This is a genomic window from Bacteroides sp. f07 (assembly GCF_042854785.1).
Classification (GTDB): domain Bacteria; phylum Bacteroidota; class Bacteroidia; order Bacteroidales; family Bacteroidaceae; genus Bacteroides.
In genome coordinates, this window is the sequence record NZ_BAABXI010000001.1 from 1,181,225 (window position 1) to 1,198,766 (window position 17,542).

The window sequence follows — 17,542 nt, forward strand, 5'->3', positions numbered from 1 at the left end:
TCCTTATCTGTTGGTGAACCGTATAAAAAACTCCATCAGCTTGACAAAGATTGCCGCGCCGCATACGTAGATAAACATTTTAAAATCTTCCTTTCCTACGACGAAGTAAGTGATAATGGCTGCAAGAGCCAGTATCATAAAGAGGATGTTCAGTACGTTTCTTATTTTATCGGGATTCATCGTTTCGTTATTTGATTATTTTTTCTTCCAAAGCAGTTACAATCTCGTCCGGGTCGGGAACAATGCCGCCGAGACGTCCGAAATGTTCTACCTTTACTTTACCGTTCACAGCCAGGCGGACATCTTCAATCATCTGCCCTGCATTCAGTTCCGTAACGAGCATGCCTTTCACCTTGTCAGCGTAAGCGGCAATTGCTTTTGTCGGGAACGGCCACAAGGTGATAGGGCGAAGGATACCTACTTTGATACCTTTCTCACGTGCCAGTTCCATTGCTTTCTGACCGATACGTGCCATTGAGCCGAAAGCAATAATCAGATATTCTGCATCTTCGCAGTTTATTTCTTCGAAGCGTACTTCGTTTGCTTCTATTTCACGGTATTTGGCCTGGAAACGGAGGTTGTTTATTTCCATCGCTTCCGGTTTCAATTCGAGGGAAGTGATAATGTTCGGCTTGCGGTCTTTTGCTTTTCCGGTGGTAGCCCACGGGCATTGTGCGATAACTTCCTCTTCCGTGCGGCGTGGTTTCTGTGCGGGAAGAACCACTTTTTCCATCATCTGTCCGATAACACCGTCAGCAAGGATGATAGCCGGGTTGCGGTATTTGAATGCCAGTTCGAATCCCAGTGCAACGAAATCCGCCATTTCCTGTACGGATGCCGGGGCGAGGGCAATCAGCCGATAGTCACCGTGACCACCGCCTTTTACTGTCTGGAAGTAGTCTGCCTGGCTCGGCTGGATAGTTCCCAATCCGGGGCCGCCACGCATCACGTTGACAATCAGACAAGGAAGTTCGGCACCTGCGATGTAGGAGATACCTTCCTGTTTCAAACTCACACCGGGGCTTGAAGATGAGGTCATCACCATCTTTCCGCTGCCTGCGCCGCCATATACCATATTGATAGCTGCCACTTCACTTTCCGCCTGGAGTACTACCATGCCGGTTGTTTCCCACGGTTTCAGTTCGGCAAGCGTTTCCAACACTTCCGATTGGGGAGTAATAGGATAACCGAAGTATCCGTCCGCACCGCAACGGATGGCTGCGTGGGCGATGGCTTCGTTTCCTTTCATTAATACAACTTCTTCTGCCATATTCTTTTCTTTTATTCTACTTTTACTTTATACACCGAGATACATCCGTCGGGACAAACCGTTGCACACGAGCTGCATCCGTTGCAGGTATCTTCTTTCACTTGCCAGGCATAGTTATAGCCTTTCATATTTACCTCTTTGTTGAGGGCGATTACATCGAGCGGACACGCCACTACACACAGGTTGCATCCTTTGCAACGCTCCGTGTCGACTACGATTGCTCCTTTGATTTTTGCCATAATCTTTATTTTATTACGTTATCTTTGAGTTCGATTATTGATTTTATTGATTGAACATATCCTTGTGGTAGAAGTTGAGGATATCTATCGCCATTTTCCTTGCCTGGACGGCAGGACTTTCCGGATTGATATCAATGGCAAACTGGTAATTATCCAGCGCCCGTTTCCAATCTCCTTTTTTCCGGTAGGCATTTCCCCGTAAATAGTAAAGAGTATCTTTCTCTTCTTCGACAGAATTGTCTTGGAGAAGCTGGTCCAATTGCTTAATCGCTGTGTCCACGTCCCCTTGATTGATAAGCTCTTTCAGGTTGTCTATTTGCTCCATTTCTTTCGTCTTTCGGGATTCTGAAACGCAAAGATAGTTTTTATTTGTGTAAATGGGGCAAACGTGGACGGAAATTTGCATCGTTTTGAGTTTATTGCATATTGGATGAATAAATAGTACTACATGTCTCATTATAGAAAATCGCTCCAAAATTCGATATGTTTTGGCTTTTCTTTTTGGAATGACGATTTATAATTTCTTATACCAAATTCGTTACATAAGTATGTCAACAAATCATTTCCATAATATATAATATCTGTTTGGTATATTGACAATACAGGATTTCCCATTTCACAGGGACTGGCAGGAAGAAACCTATGTGAATATATTGGGATTAGTTTGGGACAATTATTATAAAATAGTTCGGCTATGTGGATTTGCTCTGCCAAGGAATCAGGCTTTTCACCCCAATCGGCATGCCAGAAAGCATTATTTCTTATGTCAAAAGCAATTCCTTCAAAGACCCAGTTAAGTCTTGACTTTACATCTTTCGTTGAATGCCAATTGACAAAACCATTAGATATAGGCAACGCTATTTGAAGAAATAGTTTCAAATCCGGTGGAAAAATAAACATAAATGTTTCTTCTATATCCAGTATCTCTTTATCGGATAATCCTTTAGTAAAAATAATACCTTTGTTCCGCAAGAGTTCTATCAAGTATGCAATGTCTGAACTGATTTTATTCATTTTCTCTATATGCTTCATTGTTTTGTTAACTTTATCACATTTCTTTCTGCCAATAATTCAGCATCCAATTTTCATATTTCAGTGGATATGCACTATTAGCAGAGTTCAATTTCTCTATAATATTTGACTCTCGTTTCTTTTTGGCTGTTTCACTTTTCAACATAGAAATTCCTTCTATTAACTTTCTTGCCGAATCACGTAATTGATACCATTGTTTCCAATCTGCATCAGTCATTTCGGCTTCACGTTGTTTTAAAAACTCTTTTCGTACAGCCTCTTTTTCTAAATGTTGCATTAGTTCCTCGTCTGCTACGAACGTTTGTATTTCTTGAAAAGAAAGCAAGTCGCCATACTGCTTGGCAAAAAGATTTTTTACTTTTTCGCTAACATAAATTTCTGAAGAACAATAACTATAAAGCCTGTCTATAAAGACATCTATTCCCGAAAGGCTTTGTTCTACGAGTTTGGAAGTATTCCGAACTCCTTCACAATACAATAGACCATCTTTTTGAGGTATTAACGCATAAAGGTTTCCCATTTGTTCCGCGGTGGTTTCATTATGTTTTCGTCTGGTGATATATTCTTCAGCATCCATGTCCCCTGATGGATATATTTGCGGTTCAGGTTTCGACAAATCCCATGTTTCCCAGTTTAGCTTGACAATCTTTTCTTTTATAATTGGCTTTACTGTTATTCCGGTTAAATTTACGCTTTCTATCAAACGCAGGACTTCTTCTTTTACAATTAAGACCGGATGCCCCCTGTCATATTGAGAACGGTATATGAGTGGACAAAACTCGCCCGTTCTAAGAATGAAATGTGAATCCGCATTTTTGTCATAAATAGATATACCTTGCCACAGCATCTCTCCATAGTTTCCCCAAGGCATAGGTCTGTTTTTTATTACGTAGTATTTCATATAGTCAATTTTCTTTTCATATTCTATCATTCTTTTATCTTGTCTCTATTAGTCGTCCTATTTCTCCTGTCTTTATGTTTACAGAGAAGCGGAAATCGCAATTTGCTATATTGATGATGAAACATAAAGTTTCATTTTCATTTATGACATCTATAAAATGTAGCTTAATCCCACCGTAATATTTTTTGCCATAAGCTGCAATAAATAAATTTGTTACATTCCAAATGATTTGATTTGTACCATCCAATATATATGCTGGATTGAAGCTACCCATATAAGGACTTTCTACAATACCAATAACATTTCCATACTCTAATAAAGTAGCACACAAGCCACCATTCTCATTTTTCTTACTATATACGGTTCCATTACATTCCCATGAGATGCCAATAGGAAGAAGTTCACCAACAGAATAAGCTTCTTTAGACATTCTATCTAAAGAAGCAGGATACATATATTTGAATGATACTATTTTATTCATTGCATTTTGATTTATTGCTGGACGATATCATAAACTAGTTTTCATTTACTTCTATTTTTATTCATGATATTAACGTCCTTCCCTCCGTCCGCAAGCTCAAATTCCGCATAAGCCACTTTAGTACCTCTGTTGAATGTTTTGTAAATGCGATATTTTCCGGGGCAATTGGATATTTCAGATGTATAAAGTGTGATTGTCTGTTGATGGGAATGTCCGGACGGAATCAACCATAATATGTCATTGATGATGGGATTGGTCGGTAGTGCTTCCCATTGTTCCTTTCTTTTGTCATAGTACGCAAGGCTGTAACTTTCTCCACATTCATATTCAGCATGCGAGTAGTTAGTAATGGTAACTTTTATTTTGGTTGTCGATAACGGATAACAATCATATTCCGTTTGCATGGAAAGCAAGGCGGAGCTTATTTTTTCTCCTATGGGGATATCACGTGGAACAGGTTGCAATACAGTAGTTTTTGTTTGTATTTGTTCTTTTGAATTTTCGGGGATTCTTTCAAGACATACAGAGTCTTTTTTCATTTCTGTTTCGATTTCCACCTTTTGTGAGCGGATACTATCGGCTTCATTATCCTGTTCTTTCTTAGAAGTAGTAGAGTGACAGGAATATAAAATGGTAAGAAATAATACCAATAAATATTTCATGGTAAATGGATTTAGTTAATAGCTTTAATAGCAATGTGAAATGTATGCTTCACTTTTTTTCTCCAAATTCCTCATAAAGAGCTACCGGGCCGTAATGCCATAGCTTGGTTTTTTCCTGTTCCAGTTCTTTGTAAGTATTCGACCGATAAAAACGTCGAAGTGCTTCCAACGGAGTGCCCTGTTGCTTTTCTACATAAATCTTGGTAAAAAGGCTGACCTTTCCGGGTATCAGTAAATGCAGGTTTTTATTGGTTATTTCTCTATTCATAAGCAATTCCTTTTGATTCAATATATTTTAGATACTGCAATGACCTATCGGTATGGAATAACATTTGGTTTACTAGCCTGTAAGTTTTCAATTTCTTGATAAGTCCCTCTTTTTCTAAAAAACCGCTTTCGTATAGGGCGAATGCCGCGTAAACCCTGTCATTGGCAACCGGACCATATACGAGGTCGTGATTATGTGTGAAATCTATAAGGGTACGGTTGGACATGACAAAATCGACCCATTCTTCTGTCGGCTCATCGAACCACAGTACATCTATTTCAGATACAGAACTTTCGTTTAGCTCGTAGATATTGATATATCCTGTTTTTGCTTGAGATGATAGCATACGTCTTTTTACCCATAATTCTGCTTGTTCATACGTGACTTTCCGTATGTAGTACCTCAAAATTCTCAAATAAGTATTCCGTTACTCCATACTTGTCGAATAAGTCCATAACCTCAGCACCCGAAGCTGAGATATGTACTTTGTATTGTTCTATACAGAATGAAATAAAATAGACAATATCCAATTCTTTCTTTGTCATTTCCTTATTCATCGTTTTACAAATATAGTTTATTTATTGAAATTATCAGCTAAATATCTTTATGAAGATATACCCTTCACCTCTTCAACATCTTCTGTATCGCTTTGTTCATCGGTGATAGCGGGTGAAGGACTAAGCTTCACCTATCCCTTCACCGGAGTTCTTCCGCTTTCAACTAGTTCCATTTTTTGTTTCATTTACTGAAACGAATCGTTTCCCGGTGTGAAACACTTTGTTTCTCGGTGTGAAACGAAGTGTTTCACCGTATGAAACTTTTAGTTTCTAGCGCTTGAAACAAAAAGTTTCAGTAGGCTAGAAACTAGTTAGAACGCAGCTTTACCAATTATACTCATCCGTGTAGCTGTCGAAGATCGGTTCTTCGGTGATACCTTTCCGGCGAAAAAGCTGGCGGATGTAGTTTTGGTCTGTAGGGCTGAGGAAACGTTCTTTGCGATAAAAGCGATAGTAAAGCGTTTTTCCGAAATGTCCAATCAATAGTTGTTTGATGTTTGTTCCGTCCTTATAAGGTACTTTGTCCAGCAGATGGCTGATACCCCATGCCACATGCATCTTTTCTGCGGTTTGGAAGTGGGGGCAGTCAATGCCGGTTGCCGGAATACACATAGGGTTTACAATGCTGATGTAGGAAGTATCAGCGGTAGTGAGAAGTGCAGCCACCCGACGAAGGCAGTTACAAGCTTTCGGACATTGCTCGTTGTAGCAGCGGGCGTAGTTGAAAGGGACTGATTTGTTTTTTAATTTGTTGTCGTTCATTTTATATTGTATAATATATACATAATTGACAAAGGTACGGTTTTTATATTTCAAAGGTACGGTTTGGAAAAGAAAAAACGGTGAAGGGATGAGTGAAGGGGGAGAACCTTCACCATAAACCGTTTACTGATAGAGTGATACATGAAACGGTGAAAGGTGAAGGGGGCGAAATAATTCTCGATGTTAGCTTGTATTTACTGAAAGATACTGTACTTTTGTGCAGATATTAAAATGTATAGACTATGCTGGATATTGTTTTGATTGTGATAAGTGCCCTTTGTCTGATAGCCGGATTGGCAGGTTGTATTCTTCCGTTTCTTCCGGGACCACCTATTGCTTACTTGGGATTGGTTTTTCTGCATTTGACGGATAAAGTACAATATAGTACGACGCAATTAATCGTATGGTTATTGATTGTAGCTGTATTGCAGGTATTGGATTATTTCACTCCAATGTTGGGAAGTAAATATAGCGGCGGTAGTAAATGGGGAAATTGGGGATGCATCATCGGAACGTTGGTCGGGCTTCTTTTCTTGCCTTGGGGAATTATTGTCGGTCCCTTTCTCGGTGCCGTGATTGGTGAATTATTGGGAAATAAGGAGTTTTCCCAGGCACTAAAATCCGGGTTCGGTTCATTGCTCGGATTCATTCTCGGCACTTTGCTGAAGTTTGTTGTCTGCGGTTATTTCTGTTATCAGTTTATAGTCGGGCTTGTCCGGTGAAACAGGTATAAAAATAAAGCTGCCCTTCAAAAAGAAGAACAGCTTTATATCTGTTTGATTTATCTTCAGGCTATTTTACCGGAATCTTATCAATACGGTTCTGATGGCGTCCGCCTTCAAACTCTGTAGAGAAGAACTCTGTCAGAATCATGTCCGCTTCTTCAGTACTGATAAAACGGCCCGGCATCACCAGAATATTGGCGTCATTGTGCTGACGAGCCAAGTGTGCGATTTCTGCGTTCCAGCAGAGTGCGGCACGAATTCCCTGATGCTTGTTCAACGTCATATTGATTCCGTTTCCGCTGCCGCAGATAGCGATACCGGGATAACACTCACCCGATTCCACTGCGAGGGCTAGCGGATGGGCATAGTCCGGATAGTCTACGCTTGCGGTAGAGTCTGTTCCGAAGTCTTTATAAGCCCAGCCTTTTGCTTCCAACCAGCCGCGAACATATTCTTTCAGTTCAAAGCCGGCATGGTCGCATGCTAATCCGATTGTTTTCATTAGAGCATTGCTTTTACTTGGTTATACACGTTCTCAGCAGTGAATCCAAGTTTCTCGTCCAACACTTTGTAAGGAGCGGAGAAACCGAAAGATTCCAATCCCCAAACTTTACCGTGGCAACCTACCAAACCTTGAAGAGTGACAGGCAAGCCGGCAGTCATACCGAAGATTTTTGCGTCTGACGGAAGAACTGCTTCCTGATATTCCTTAGACTGGCTGCGGAACAGACCTTCGGACGGAGCAGATACGATACGTACCTTTACGCCATCCTTGCGAAGCAATTCTGTGCCGGCTACCAAAGTAGAGACTTCAGAACCGGAAGCTACCAGAATAACATCGGGGTTTTCGTCAGAACCTGCTACGATATAAGCACCTTTGGCTGCCTGTTCGTAATCGGTTCCTGCCGGAAGGTTGGCGATATTCTGACGGGAGAAAATCAAACCGGTCGGAGTGGACATATTTTCCATGGCAAGTTTCCATGCGATGGTTGTTTCTTCCACGTCAGCCGGACGAAGCACTAACATAGAATTGTGGCCCTTATGGTTTTTCAGTTTCTCCATCAAGCGGATTTGTGCTTCCTGTTCTACCGGTTCGTGAGTAGGACCGTCTTCACCTACACGGAATGCATCGTGCGTCCAGATGAATTTTACGGGTTGTTCCATCAAGGCAGCCATACGTACGGCTGGTTTCATATAGTCGGAGAATACGAAGAATGTACCGCAGGCAGCGATAACACCACCGTGAAGTGACATACCGATACAGATACAAGCCATCGACAACTCGGATACACCAGCCTGGAAGAATGCTCCGCTGAAATCACCTTTCTTGAAAGAATGGGTTTTCTTCAGGAAGCCGTCGGTCTTGTCGGAGTTAGAAAGGTCGGCAGAAGCGACAATCATGTTTTCTACCTGGGTAGCAAGTGCGCCTAATACGGTTGCGGATGCGGCGCGGGTTGCGCTGCCTGCTTTCTGTTCGATAGCAGCCCAGTCCACTTTCGGAGCTTTGCCTGAGAAGAAAGCTTCCAGTTTGGCAGCCAGTTCCGGATTAGCTTTTGCCCATGCGGCTTTCACTGCGTATCTTTCAGCTACGATTTTCTTCAGTTCTTCTGCACGTTTTGCGTACAGTTCGGCTACTTCCGGGAAGATTACGAACGGGTTGGTAGGGTCACCGCCCAAGTTGTTGATTGTATTTACATAAGCGTCGCCACCGAGCGGAGCACCGTGAGTAGCGCAGTTGGCTTCGTAGCTGCTGCCGTCTGCCTTGCGTGCGCCTTTGCCCATTACGGTCTTACCGATAATCAGTGTCGGACGTTCTTTTTCTGCCTGTGCTTCCTTGATAGCCGCACGGATTTCGTCAGGGTCGTTACCGTTGATACTGATTACTTTCCATCCCCATGCTTCATATTTCATGGCTGTGTCTTCAACGGTTACATCTTTCGTTTCAGTGGAAAGCTGAATGTCGTTGGAGTCATAGAACATAATCAGATTGTCCAGTCCCAGTGCGCCGGCAATACGTCCGGAACCTTGGGAGATTTCTTCCTGAATACCACCGTCGGAGATGTAAGCATAGATTGTCTGGTTCATCACTTCGTTGAAGCGGGCTTTCAGGAATTTGGCGGCAATAGCGGCACCTACGGCGAAAGTATGTCCCTGTCCCAGCGGACCGGAAGTGTTTTCGATACCACGCATGATGTCTACTTCAGGGTGTCCCGGAGTAGGGCTACCCCATTGACGGAATTCTTTCAGTTCATCCAGAGTGAATTTTCCTGTCAATGCCAGCGTGGAATAAAGCATCGGAGACATATGACCCGGGTCGAGGAAAAAGCGGTCGCGTCCTTCCCAACGGGGATTTTCCGGATCGTATACTAGAAACTCAGAGAAGAGTACATTAACAAAATCAGCACCACCCATGGCACCACCCGGATGACCGGAATTGGCTTTTTCAACCATTGAAGCAGCAAGAATACGGATGTTATCCGCTGCACGATTCATAAGTTTGTTATCGTTCATATCATTAAAATTTAATTGATTTCTGTCAGATTGCTGGCAAAGATAACTCTTTATGTGGATTTAACAATCCAAAAGTGCCATCTTTTTTATTACCATTTTAACAGTCTTCTTGTTTGTGGTACAATAAGTAACAGCCCTTGAATTACTGTAACTCTAAAGTAACAATAGACTTAGCAGGAAGTTTTACCTTCATTGTGCCTTTATTGATTTTTACCTCTTTGAAGGGTACCGGTTTTACAATATCAGGATTTTCAAAAGAATTGTAATCGGTCAGTTTGGCAGAGGTAAGGATTTCTCCGACAGCTTTTTTCGCTTTTGTATCTCCCAGGTTGACGGTTATTTCCTGTGCTTCGTCAGCGTTCACATTCGAGAGGGAAATATGAATCGTTTCGTTTTTGTCTTTCGATGCGGTTACGCTCACCATAGGTACGGTGCGGTTGTCGCGTACATTCTTTTTTTCGCAGTCCAGTTCGATTGGAAGATAAGTGGCATCCTGGTGTACTTTGTACATTTTGAAGACGTAATAAGTAGGAGTGAGCACCATCTCTTTGTCTTTCGTCAGAATCATGGATTGGAGTACGTTGACTATCTGTGCGATGTTTGCCATTTTCAGGCGGTCGGTGTATTTGTGGAATACGTCAAGGCTCAATGAAGCTACGAAAGCGTCACGCAGTGTGTTCTGCTGATATAAATGCCCTTTGATGGTTCCCGGCTCTTCATCCCACCAGGTTCCCCATTCGTCAAGCAAGAGGGCGATTTTCTTGTCCTTGTCGTACTTGTCCATGATGGCGCAATGTTTCTTGAGTACGTCTTCCACTTCAAGGCATTTGCCCATTGTCCAGTAATAATCGTCCTTATTGAACCGGGTTGCAGATGTTTTGCTCCCGCTCCATCCCGTCACTGTATAGTAATGCAGGGAAAGACCTTGCATGCGATGTCCTACACGGTTCATCAATACATCTGTCCAGTTGTAATCGTAGTCACTGGCACCGCTGGCAACTTTAAACAGGCGGTTGCCGTCATAGTTGCGGCAATAGGTAGAATAACGGCGATAGAGGTCTGCATAGTATTCCGGACGCATGCTGCCACCGCATCCCCAGCTTTCATTCCCTACACCGAGATATTTTACTTTCCATGCTTTGTCACGACCGTTCTTGCGACGGAGATTCGCCATTGGAGAGTCGCCGTCCGATGTCATGTATTCTACCCATTTGGCAAGTTCTTCTACCGTACCGCTGCCTACATTTCCACTTACATAAGGCTCGCAGCCCAGCATTTCGCAAAGATCCAGGAACTCATGTGTACCAAAGCTGTTGTCTTCGATTGTTCCGCCCCAGTTATTGTTAACCATCTTCGGACGGTTCTCTTTCGGGCCGATGCCGTCCATCCAATGATATTCGTCAGCAAAGCAACCGCCCGGCCAGCGGAGAACGGGGACTGCCAAGTCTTTTAATGCATTGAATACGTCCGTGCGGTATCCTTTGATATTAGGTATGTCCGAATTTTCGCCTACCCAAAGCCCACCGTAGATACATGAACCCAGGTGTTCGGCAAACTGGCCGTAGATTTCTTTCGGGATGATTTCTTTGCCTTGCTCGGCATGTACGGTGATGGTAGCACTCTTCTGTGCGGAAAGAGATACCGACGCTGCCAAAAAGGCTGTGCTGACTAATAGTTTTGCTTTCATAAAATGGTATTTGTTTAAATGATTATATAGATGTTTGATTTCCGGTGATGATAAACGTTGATTATTTGAGCAGGCGTACCTCATAAATGGCGGGCGTCCACTCTGTCCCGTCAGGGGTGAAGCATATCGGGCAACTTCCAGCTTTCAGTTTTTGTGGCAGAAGCCAGGAGAGGGTAATAAATCCGTCTTTATCTGCTTCGCTTATGGTAGGATTGACTGCCAGTTTATCATTATTTAATAGAATGGCTACTTTGTTACGGTCATTCTTCTGTATTGTAATTCTAATCTGGCTTGCTTCTTCTTTTACTTTCAGGTTATAGCTGAACCAACTTTTGGCACGGCGGAAATGGCGGTCTTTGTTTGTACCGGTTTCTGCCTGCTCGTATTGGATTCCGTGGTCGGATTCCGGTTGCTGTTCACCGGGGAAAATCAGATCGACGGTTTGGTTCGCTAGTTCTGTTGCTTTTCTTTCGGCTGTTGCCATTTCTTTCTGGATGGCTTTGAATTGCTCTTCGTTTGCCTGACGGAAGTAAATAGCGTAGCGGGTATTGTGCAAACGGAAGAACGGGACAAGTTCCAATGCTTTGTTTTGTGTAGGATATACGTTCCCGTCGAAGGTGAATGTTAACTGGTTACCGTCCTTTTTGTGAAGGGAATTACGGATTGATTCGGGATTTCCAATCAACATCGGCACTTTCTGTAAAGGTATCTGTTTGTCATGGGCGATGTGTCCGCCACGGCTGTCGTCTGCGTACAAACCGTCGAGATGTCCGGTACCCGTAGAAGCCGCAAGGACGATAGGGCCGTATAAGAAAGCGTAATAGTCTTTCTTGTCGGGTATCTGTTCAAGGCTGACTTTCATTGGCAGATTAAAGGTTATTAGGTCTCCTTTCTTCCATTTACGGTGGAGAGGAAGATACTGGTTACCTTTTAGCATAACAAATATTTTTCTTCTTCCATTGATGCTGACGCTATATCCTTTGGATTGGTTCGCCCATTCTGGAATACGTATCATTAAAGTACATTTTTTTTTAAGGGCTTCATCTATCCGTAAAGTTACCTTGCCGTCATCAGGGAAACGGGTTGCCTGTGTCAAAGTAATACCTTGCTCTTTCCAGATCAGTTGTGAGGGGATGAAGAGATTGACATAGAGCGTGTCTTTCTGATGTGCATAGATAAATTCACCGTATTTGGTATGATTCTCCAAGCCTGAACCTACACAGCACCACATTGATGTTTCCGGTTGTGAGTACACACGATAGTGTCCCGGACGCATAGGAGTGAAGTAGACAAATCCACCTTTATCCGGCTCTTGTGACGCTAGGATATGATTGTAAAGCGCACGTTCGTAATAGTTTACGTAGTTGGGAGCAGGCTCGTTCGTATGATTGGAATTGTGAGAGTTTTGATAAAGCATTTTAGTAAGACGGAGCATGTTGTAAGTATTACAGGTCTCCGGTCCTTGAATGTCGTTTAGCATGGACGTGAAGTTATCCGATGGATGGAAATGTTCGCGGACGCTATTTCCTCCAATGCAGACAGAACGGTGATTGACTACCGTGTTCCAGAAAAAGCGGGCGGCATGATCCCATTCTGTAGCATGGTTCCAATTCTTGTCATCTTGTGAAAGTTCGGCAATTCGCTTGTAGCCGATTACTTTCGGAATCTGTGTGTTGGCGTGCATTCCCGTCAACTTATCTTCCTCTTTGATAAGTGGGTCTAAGATAAGCTTGTGAGAGAAACGGCGTGCCAGTTCCAGATACTTCTTGTCGCCTGTGATTTCGGCCACATCAGCGAAAGTCTCATTCAAACCGCCATGTTCGCTGCGAAGCATGTCCTGCATTTGCTTGTCACTCAGACTGGAAGTGATATCAATCATCCAATCGGTAAAATCCACCAGCATTTGTCGGGCGAGGTCGCTTTCTGCATAAAGATAAGCGTCCCGCAGTCCGGCATAAGTCTTGTGTATGTTATAGAGAGGCACCCATTTGCCGTTAAGGTCGAAACCACCGGCACGGATATTTCCCGCTTTAATTTCTTTCCAAAGTTGGAGACTGCCCGGAGTGCCGCCGATAAATCCTGTTCCGACAGCTTGTTGTGCACGATGGAGCTCATTTAGCATATAGTTGAGACAGTTGTAGACTGCGGTGTCTCCGGTCGCAGCATACATCATGGAGAGTGCGGATAAATAATGTCCACCGATGTGCCCGTCCAGTCCTGTATTTTCCCAATTGGTGTAGCTCGGAGCTTTGGGAGTCAGTCCTGCTTCACGAAGGAAAGGGGCGAGCAGGCGATCGGGATTCATTGATAATATATAATGTAAATCAGTCTGTTGTGCTTGCAGAAAAGGACTGTCCAGCAGCTTCACATCCTGTAAGGGAAAGTAGGAAACTTGTTGCCGATTTTGTGCTTTTCCCAATGAAACGGATAGAATAAGGACAAGTATGAACGAGGTGGTTTTCATGATGGTAGATTTCCCCTTGTCCCTCTCCAAGCGGAGAGGGGATGGGGATAGTTTATGTGAATACTTAAAATGATGATTGAGAAAGGAGCGAATAAGCCCCATGATGTGGCTTATTTGAATTTAGCTGCCGCTTCCTCAATTGGCAATCCGGCTTTGTAGTTTTCAATGTATGCGTTAAAACCGGCTACATCTTCGGGCACGGGAGATGTTTCTACACCGGCGTCACCTACAAATACATTTTCGTCCAGAAAATCGGCAAGGGATTGTTTCTTTTCATTGTTCACGAGGTAAGAGCCTAACAGGGCAATACCCCAGGCGCCACCTTCACCTGCTGTTTCCATTACGGAAATAGGTGAGTTGATAGCTGCTGCAAGCACTCTCTGACCTACTCCTTTGGTCTTGAATAATCCGCCGTGTCCTGTAATTCTGTCAACTTTGACTTTCTCTTCGTTGAACAGAATGTCGTTGCCAATCTTAAGAACTCCGACTGAGGCGTATAAATGAGTCCGCATAAAGTTTGCCAGGCTGAACTTGTCATTAGCCGAACGTACGAATAGCGGTCTTCCGTCAGCAATACCCGTTACAGGTTCACCGGAGATGTAATTGTAGGAGAGAAGGCCACCGCAGTCGGCATCACCTGTGAGGGCAATGTTGTAGAGCTTGCTGTAGATTTCATCCATATTTACAGGGATGCCCAAAAGTTCCTGGTATTCTTTGAACAGATTAACCCACGCGTTGAGGTCGGACGTACAGTTATTGCAATGTACCATGGCAACGGGGCTTCCGTCTGGAGTAGTAACCATGTCAATCATTTCGTACGGCTTCGATAATTCTTTCTCCAACACAATCATAGAGAATGAGGAAGTACCTGCCGATACGTTTCCGGTACGCTGTTTGACGGCATTGGTTGCAACCATGCCGGTTCCTGCGTCTCCTTCCGGCGGGCAGACCGGTATTCCTGCTTTCAGATGACCCGAAACGTCGAGTTTCTTACTTCCTTCCTGCGTGAGAATACCGGCATTTTCACCTGCCGATAATACTTTAGGCAGAATGTCTTCCAGCTTCCAGCCGTATTCCTTTGGAGCAACGAGATTGTCGAACTTTGCCACCATTTCTGCGGAATAGTTGTTGGTAACCGAGTCTATGGGGAGCATACCCGATGCGTCGCCGATGCCCAACACTTTTTCACCTGTTATCTGCCAATGCACATAACCTGCAAGGGTTGTTAGGAATTTGATGTCTTTGACATGCGCCTCATTGTCCAAAATAGCTTGATACAAATGTGAAATACTCCACCTCAGAGGAATGTTGTAGACAAATAGTTCGGACAAGGCTGCCGCTGCTCGACCTGTATTAGTGTTTCTCCAAGTGCGGAAAGGCACGAGGATTTCTTCTTTTTCATTGAACGGCATATAACCGTGCATCATGGCGCTGACACCGATAGCTGCCAGGTTCTCGATTTCCACGTCACCGTATAAGTTCTTTATGTTGGAACGTAGGTCGGCATAGCAATCTTGCAAGCCTGACCAGATAGCTTCAATGCTATAAGTCCAAAGCCCGTCTACCAATTGGTTTTCCCATGTGTGGCTGCCTTGAGCGATTGGCTTGTTTTCCTGGTCAATCAGGACTGCTTTTATTCGTGTTGAACCGAGTTCTATACCCAGAATGGCTTTGCCTGTCTCGATTGTTGATTTTGCATCTAATTTCATATTGAAATCAATATTTTAAGGTTTAGCAAAGCGCCTTATTCAGCATGTAATACACCTCGTTCATGCGCAGTTCTTTCTTGAAGCAACTGATAGTAGTATCTTTGTTGATATGTACCATTTCGATGCCTGCAATTTCCGCATAATCTTCCCAGTATTCGGCTGTCAGGTCGTAAGAGAAGCAAGAGTGGTGAGTACCACCTGCCAGAATCCATGCACCTGCACCTACTTCAAGGTTAGGCATCGGAATCCAAAGAGCGGAAGCAACCGGCAGTTTTGGCAGCGGTTTCGGCTCGATGCATTCTACATCGTTTACAATCAGGCGGAAACGGTTACCCATATCTACTACCGTAGCGGTGCAGCCTGTACCAACTTTTGAGGTAAATACAAGACGTGCAGTCTGACTCTTACGAATACCAATACCGAGGAAGTGTACTTCCAGACGAGGTTTGTTGGCAGCGATAAGCGGGCAAATTTCCAACATGTGTGATTGCAGGATAGAACTGTTGGCACCGTCGAAGTTCAGTGTATAATCTTCAAGGAATGAGCAGCCTTTCGGAAGTCCCTGGTTCATTACCCATACAGTACGGTAAAGAGCAGCCGATTTCCAGTCACCTTCAGCGCCGAATCCGTAGCCTTCCGCCATCAGGCGTTGGGAAGCTAATCCCGGAATCTGGTCAAAGCCGTTGTATTCGATATCGCCCAAATCATCGAAGTTGGTAGTGAATCCTTTAGCGCCTTTAGCTTTCAGAATGGCACGGATGGCAAGTTCTGCTTTAGCCGCGTTCCATACTTTTTGATAAGCTTCGGTCGATTTGTCTTCCAAAGAAGAATCGTGGTCGTATTCCTTGAAGTAAGTAGCCACCAGTGCATCTACCTCTTCATTCTTGATTTCTTTGTGATATTCCATCAGTTCGCTTACCGGACAGTAGTCTACGTGATAACCCATGCGTTGTTCAGCTTCCACTTTGTCACCATCGGTTACGGCTACGTTGTTCATCTGGTCGCCGAAACGGATAATCAGCATATCCTGAGAGTCTGCCCAACCAGCGCAAACACGCATCCAAACGGCAATCTTATGCTGTGTTTCTTCTTCTTTCCAGTAACCTACCACTACTTTGCGACGGATACGCATACGGGTACAGATGTGCCCGAATTCACGGTCGCCATGAGCAGACTGGTTAAGGTTCATGAAATCCATGTCCATTGTATCCCAGGGAATTTCCTTGTTGAACTGGGTGTGCAGGTGCAACAACGGTTTTTTCAGTTGTTGCAGACCGTGAATCCACATTTTGGCAGGAGAGAAAGTATGCATCCAAGTGATGACACCGATACATTTGTCATCGTTGTTAGCAGCTTTGAAAACAGTTTCCACCTCTTTGGAAGAGTTGGCTGTTCCCTTATATACCACTTTTACAGGAAGTTTGCCGGATTCATTCAGTCCGTTTACCATTTCATTAGAGTGTGCGTCTACTGCGATTACTGCGTCACCTCCGTACAGAAGCTGTGCTCCTGTTACGAACCATACTTCATATTGGTCAAATGCGTTCATATCTTTATTCAATTTTAAGTTGTTAATCTTTAATTATTTATTGTCCGTAATAAGCGTTCGGGCCATGCTTGCGGCTGAAATGTTTTTCCACCAGCAACGGGTTCATTGTCAAATTCGGGTTGACGGCATAAGCAATGCTTGCCATCTTGGCTACCTGCTCCATTACTACGGCATTGTGCACTGCGTCGTGAGCGTCCTTTCCCCAGGAAAAAGGTCCGTGGTTCTTTACCAGAACTCCTGGTGTATGTACGGGATTCAATCCTTCGAAACGTTTCACAATCACGTTTCCGGTTTCCAGTTCGTAGGCGCCTTTCACTTCCGCTTCCGTCATGTCTGCCGTGCAGGGAATGGCGTCATGGAAATAATCCGCATGAGTGGTTCCGATATTCGGAATATCACATCCGGCTTGCGCCCAAGCTGTCGCATAGGTAGAATGAGTGTGCACCACTCCTCCGATTTCCGGAAATGCTTTGTAGAGCACTGCATGAGTAGGAGTATCTGAGGAAGGCTTCAGCCGTCCTTCGACGACTTTGCCTTCCAAATCCACTACTACCATATCTTCAGCTTTCATATTATCATAACTTACACCACTGGGCTTGATTACTACCAGACCGCTTTCGCGGTCGATGGCAGAAACATTCCCCCAGGTAAAGATGACTAATCCATGCTTTACCAATTCGAGATTGGCATGAAATACTTTTTCTTTCAGTTCTTCCAGCATATTG

The 17,542-nt window shown here is 43.8% G+C and carries 20 protein-coding genes; 1 reads left to right on the plus strand and 19 read right to left on the minus strand.

Going from position 1 to position 17,542, the window contains the following annotated elements:
- Positions 1–3: 3 nt before the first annotated feature.
- The 12 genes from ACGHVY_RS04665 to ACGHVY_RS04720 all read right to left on the minus strand — a co-directional run bounded on the left by ACGHVY_RS04665 (position 4) and on the right by ACGHVY_RS04720 (position 6,172).
- Positions 4–180, minus strand: a complete 177-nt coding sequence (locus tag ACGHVY_RS04665) for a hypothetical protein (protein ID WP_005677853.1) — start codon at positions 178–180, stop codon at positions 4–6.
- 7 nt (positions 181–187) lie between these two features.
- The gene (locus ACGHVY_RS04670; protein ID WP_390597461.1) at positions 188–1,270 is read right to left on the minus strand and encodes a 3-methyl-2-oxobutanoate dehydrogenase subunit VorB; all 1,083 of its coding nucleotides are present in this window, start codon (positions 1,268–1,270) and stop codon (positions 188–190) included.
- 11 nt (positions 1,271–1,281) lie between these two features.
- A complete protein-coding gene (locus ACGHVY_RS04675; protein ID WP_004297419.1) occupies positions 1,282–1,509 on the minus strand; it encodes a ferredoxin family protein in 228 nt (75 codons plus the stop codon).
- A gap of 43 nt (positions 1,510–1,552) precedes the next feature.
- A complete protein-coding gene (locus ACGHVY_RS04680) occupies positions 1,553–1,834 on the minus strand; it encodes a tol-pal system YbgF family protein (RefSeq protein WP_390597462.1) in 282 nt (93 codons plus the stop codon).
- Positions 1,835–1,965: 131 nt separating this feature from the next.
- Complete coding sequence (locus ACGHVY_RS04685; protein ID WP_390597464.1) at positions 1,966–2,523, minus strand: hypothetical protein; 558 nt, start codon at positions 2,521–2,523, stop codon at positions 1,966–1,968.
- 34 nt (positions 2,524–2,557) lie between these two features.
- Positions 2,558–3,472 carry a hypothetical protein gene (locus ACGHVY_RS04690; protein WP_390597466.1) on the minus strand — a complete coding sequence of 305 codons (915 nt, stop codon included), beginning with the start codon at positions 3,470–3,472 and terminating at the stop codon, positions 2,558–2,560.
- 4 nt (positions 3,473–3,476) lie between these two features.
- Positions 3,477–3,923 (minus strand): hypothetical protein, encoded by a 447-nt coding sequence (locus ACGHVY_RS04695; RefSeq protein ID WP_390597467.1) that lies wholly within the window; start codon positions 3,921–3,923, stop codon positions 3,477–3,479.
- A gap of 41 nt (positions 3,924–3,964) precedes the next feature.
- Positions 3,965–4,585, minus strand: coding sequence for an immunoglobulin-like domain-containing protein (locus ACGHVY_RS04700; protein ID WP_390597469.1), 621 nt, complete (start codon positions 4,583–4,585; stop codon positions 3,965–3,967).
- A gap of 49 nt (positions 4,586–4,634) precedes the next feature.
- Positions 4,635–4,853 carry a hypothetical protein gene (locus ACGHVY_RS04705; protein ID WP_390597471.1) on the minus strand — a complete coding sequence of 73 codons (219 nt, stop codon included), beginning with the start codon at positions 4,851–4,853 and terminating at the stop codon, positions 4,635–4,637.
- Positions 4,846–5,199, minus strand: a complete 354-nt coding sequence (locus ACGHVY_RS04710; protein WP_390597473.1) for a DUF3990 domain-containing protein — start codon at positions 5,197–5,199, stop codon at positions 4,846–4,848. Before ACGHVY_RS04710 ends, ACGHVY_RS04705 begins: the two co-directional genes overlap by 8 nt.
- A 28-nt stretch (positions 5,200–5,227) precedes the next feature.
- Complete coding sequence (locus tag ACGHVY_RS04715; RefSeq protein WP_390597475.1) at positions 5,228–5,410, minus strand: DUF3791 domain-containing protein; 183 nt, start codon at positions 5,408–5,410, stop codon at positions 5,228–5,230.
- Between the two features lie 324 nt (positions 5,411–5,734).
- Positions 5,735–6,172, minus strand: coding sequence for a DUF6078 family protein (locus ACGHVY_RS04720; RefSeq protein WP_390597477.1), 438 nt, complete (start codon positions 6,170–6,172; stop codon positions 5,735–5,737).
- Between the two features lie 242 nt (positions 6,173–6,414).
- On the opposite strand from ACGHVY_RS04720, the gene ACGHVY_RS04725 reads away from it, so the two are divergent.
- Positions 6,415–6,894, plus strand: a complete 480-nt coding sequence (locus ACGHVY_RS04725) for a DUF456 domain-containing protein (protein ID WP_390597479.1) — start codon at positions 6,415–6,417, stop codon at positions 6,892–6,894.
- 70 nt (positions 6,895–6,964) lie between these two features.
- Here the strand turns inward: ACGHVY_RS04725 and rpiB are convergent, their stop codons facing one another.
- The 7 genes from rpiB to ACGHVY_RS04760 form a co-directional block, all read right to left on the minus strand.
- A complete protein-coding gene (gene rpiB / locus ACGHVY_RS04730; RefSeq protein ID WP_308747120.1) occupies positions 6,965–7,399 on the minus strand; it encodes a ribose 5-phosphate isomerase B in 435 nt (144 codons plus the stop codon).
- Positions 7,399–9,408, minus strand: coding sequence for a transketolase (locus ACGHVY_RS04735; protein WP_308747119.1), 2,010 nt, complete (start codon positions 9,406–9,408; stop codon positions 7,399–7,401). The genes rpiB and ACGHVY_RS04735 overlap by 1 nt, the downstream gene beginning before the upstream one ends.
- A gap of 142 nt (positions 9,409–9,550) precedes the next feature.
- Positions 9,551–11,095 carry an alpha-N-arabinofuranosidase gene (locus ACGHVY_RS04740; RefSeq protein WP_390597482.1) on the minus strand — a complete coding sequence of 515 codons (1,545 nt, stop codon included), beginning with the start codon at positions 11,093–11,095 and terminating at the stop codon, positions 9,551–9,553.
- Between the two features lie 61 nt (positions 11,096–11,156).
- Entirely contained in the window at positions 11,157–13,559 is a 2,403-nt protein-coding gene (locus ACGHVY_RS04745) for a beta-L-arabinofuranosidase domain-containing protein (RefSeq protein ID WP_390599649.1), read from the minus strand.
- Between the two features lie 110 nt (positions 13,560–13,669).
- Positions 13,670–15,268, minus strand: a complete 1,599-nt coding sequence (locus ACGHVY_RS04750) for a xylulokinase (protein WP_390597483.1) — start codon at positions 15,266–15,268, stop codon at positions 13,670–13,672.
- Positions 15,269–15,290: 22 nt separating this feature from the next.
- Entirely contained in the window at positions 15,291–16,817 is a 1,527-nt protein-coding gene (gene araA, locus ACGHVY_RS04755) for an L-arabinose isomerase (RefSeq protein WP_390597485.1), read from the minus strand.
- Between the two features lie 37 nt (positions 16,818–16,854).
- Positions 16,855–17,538, minus strand: coding sequence for an L-ribulose-5-phosphate 4-epimerase (locus tag ACGHVY_RS04760; RefSeq protein ID WP_390597487.1), 684 nt, complete (start codon positions 17,536–17,538; stop codon positions 16,855–16,857).
- Positions 17,539–17,542: the final 4 nt, after the last annotated feature.

Coding starts and splice junctions, on each gene's coding strand:
- ACGHVY_RS04665 (WP_005677853.1), bottom strand. CDS start 180: ATGAATCCCGATAAAATAAGAAACGTACTGAACATCCTCTTTATGATA.
- ACGHVY_RS04670 (WP_390597461.1), bottom strand. CDS start 1,270: ATGGCAGAAGAAGTTGTATTAATGAAAGGAAACGAAGCCATCGCCCAC.
- ACGHVY_RS04675 (WP_004297419.1), bottom strand. CDS start 1,509: ATGGCAAAAATCAAAGGAGCAATCGTAGTCGACACGGAGCGTTGCAAA.
- ACGHVY_RS04680 (WP_390597462.1), bottom strand. CDS start 1,834: ATGGAGCAAATAGACAACCTGAAAGAGCTTATCAATCAAGGGGACGTG.
- ACGHVY_RS04685 (WP_390597464.1), bottom strand. CDS start 2,523: ATGAATAAAATCAGTTCAGACATTGCATACTTGATAGAACTCTTGCGG.
- ACGHVY_RS04690 (WP_390597466.1), bottom strand. CDS start 3,472: ATGATAGAATATGAAAAGAAAATTGACTATATGAAATACTACGTAATA.
- ACGHVY_RS04695 (WP_390597467.1), bottom strand. CDS start 3,923: ATGAATAAAATAGTATCATTCAAATATATGTATCCTGCTTCTTTAGAT.
- ACGHVY_RS04700 (WP_390597469.1), bottom strand. CDS start 4,585: ATGAAATATTTATTGGTATTATTTCTTACCATTTTATATTCCTGTCAC.
- ACGHVY_RS04705 (WP_390597471.1), bottom strand. CDS start 4,853: ATGAATAGAGAAATAACCAATAAAAACCTGCATTTACTGATACCCGGA.
- ACGHVY_RS04710 (WP_390597473.1), bottom strand. CDS start 5,199: ATGCTATCATCTCAAGCAAAAACAGGATATATCAATATCTACGAGCTA.
- ACGHVY_RS04715 (WP_390597475.1), bottom strand. CDS start 5,410: ATGAATAAGGAAATGACAAAGAAAGAATTGGATATTGTCTATTTTATT.
- ACGHVY_RS04720 (WP_390597477.1), bottom strand. CDS start 6,172: ATGAACGACAACAAATTAAAAAACAAATCAGTCCCTTTCAACTACGCC.
- ACGHVY_RS04725 (WP_390597479.1), top strand. CDS start 6,415: ATGCTGGATATTGTTTTGATTGTGATAAGTGCCCTTTGTCTGATAGCC.
- rpiB (WP_308747120.1), bottom strand. CDS start 7,399: ATGAAAACAATCGGATTAGCATGCGACCATGCCGGCTTTGAACTGAAA.
- ACGHVY_RS04735 (WP_308747119.1), bottom strand. CDS start 9,408: ATGAACGATAACAAACTTATGAATCGTGCAGCGGATAACATCCGTATT.
- ACGHVY_RS04740 (WP_390597482.1), bottom strand. CDS start 11,095: ATGAAAGCAAAACTATTAGTCAGCACAGCCTTTTTGGCAGCGTCGGTA.
- ACGHVY_RS04745 (WP_390599649.1), bottom strand. CDS start 13,559: ATGAAAACCACCTCGTTCATACTTGTCCTTATTCTATCCGTTTCATTG.
- ACGHVY_RS04750 (WP_390597483.1), bottom strand. CDS start 15,268: ATGAAATTAGATGCAAAATCAACAATCGAGACAGGCAAAGCCATTCTG.
- araA (WP_390597485.1), bottom strand. CDS start 16,817: ATGAACGCATTTGACCAATATGAAGTATGGTTCGTAACAGGAGCACAG.
- ACGHVY_RS04760 (WP_390597487.1), bottom strand. CDS start 17,538: ATGCTGGAAGAACTGAAAGAAAAAGTATTTCATGCCAATCTCGAATTG.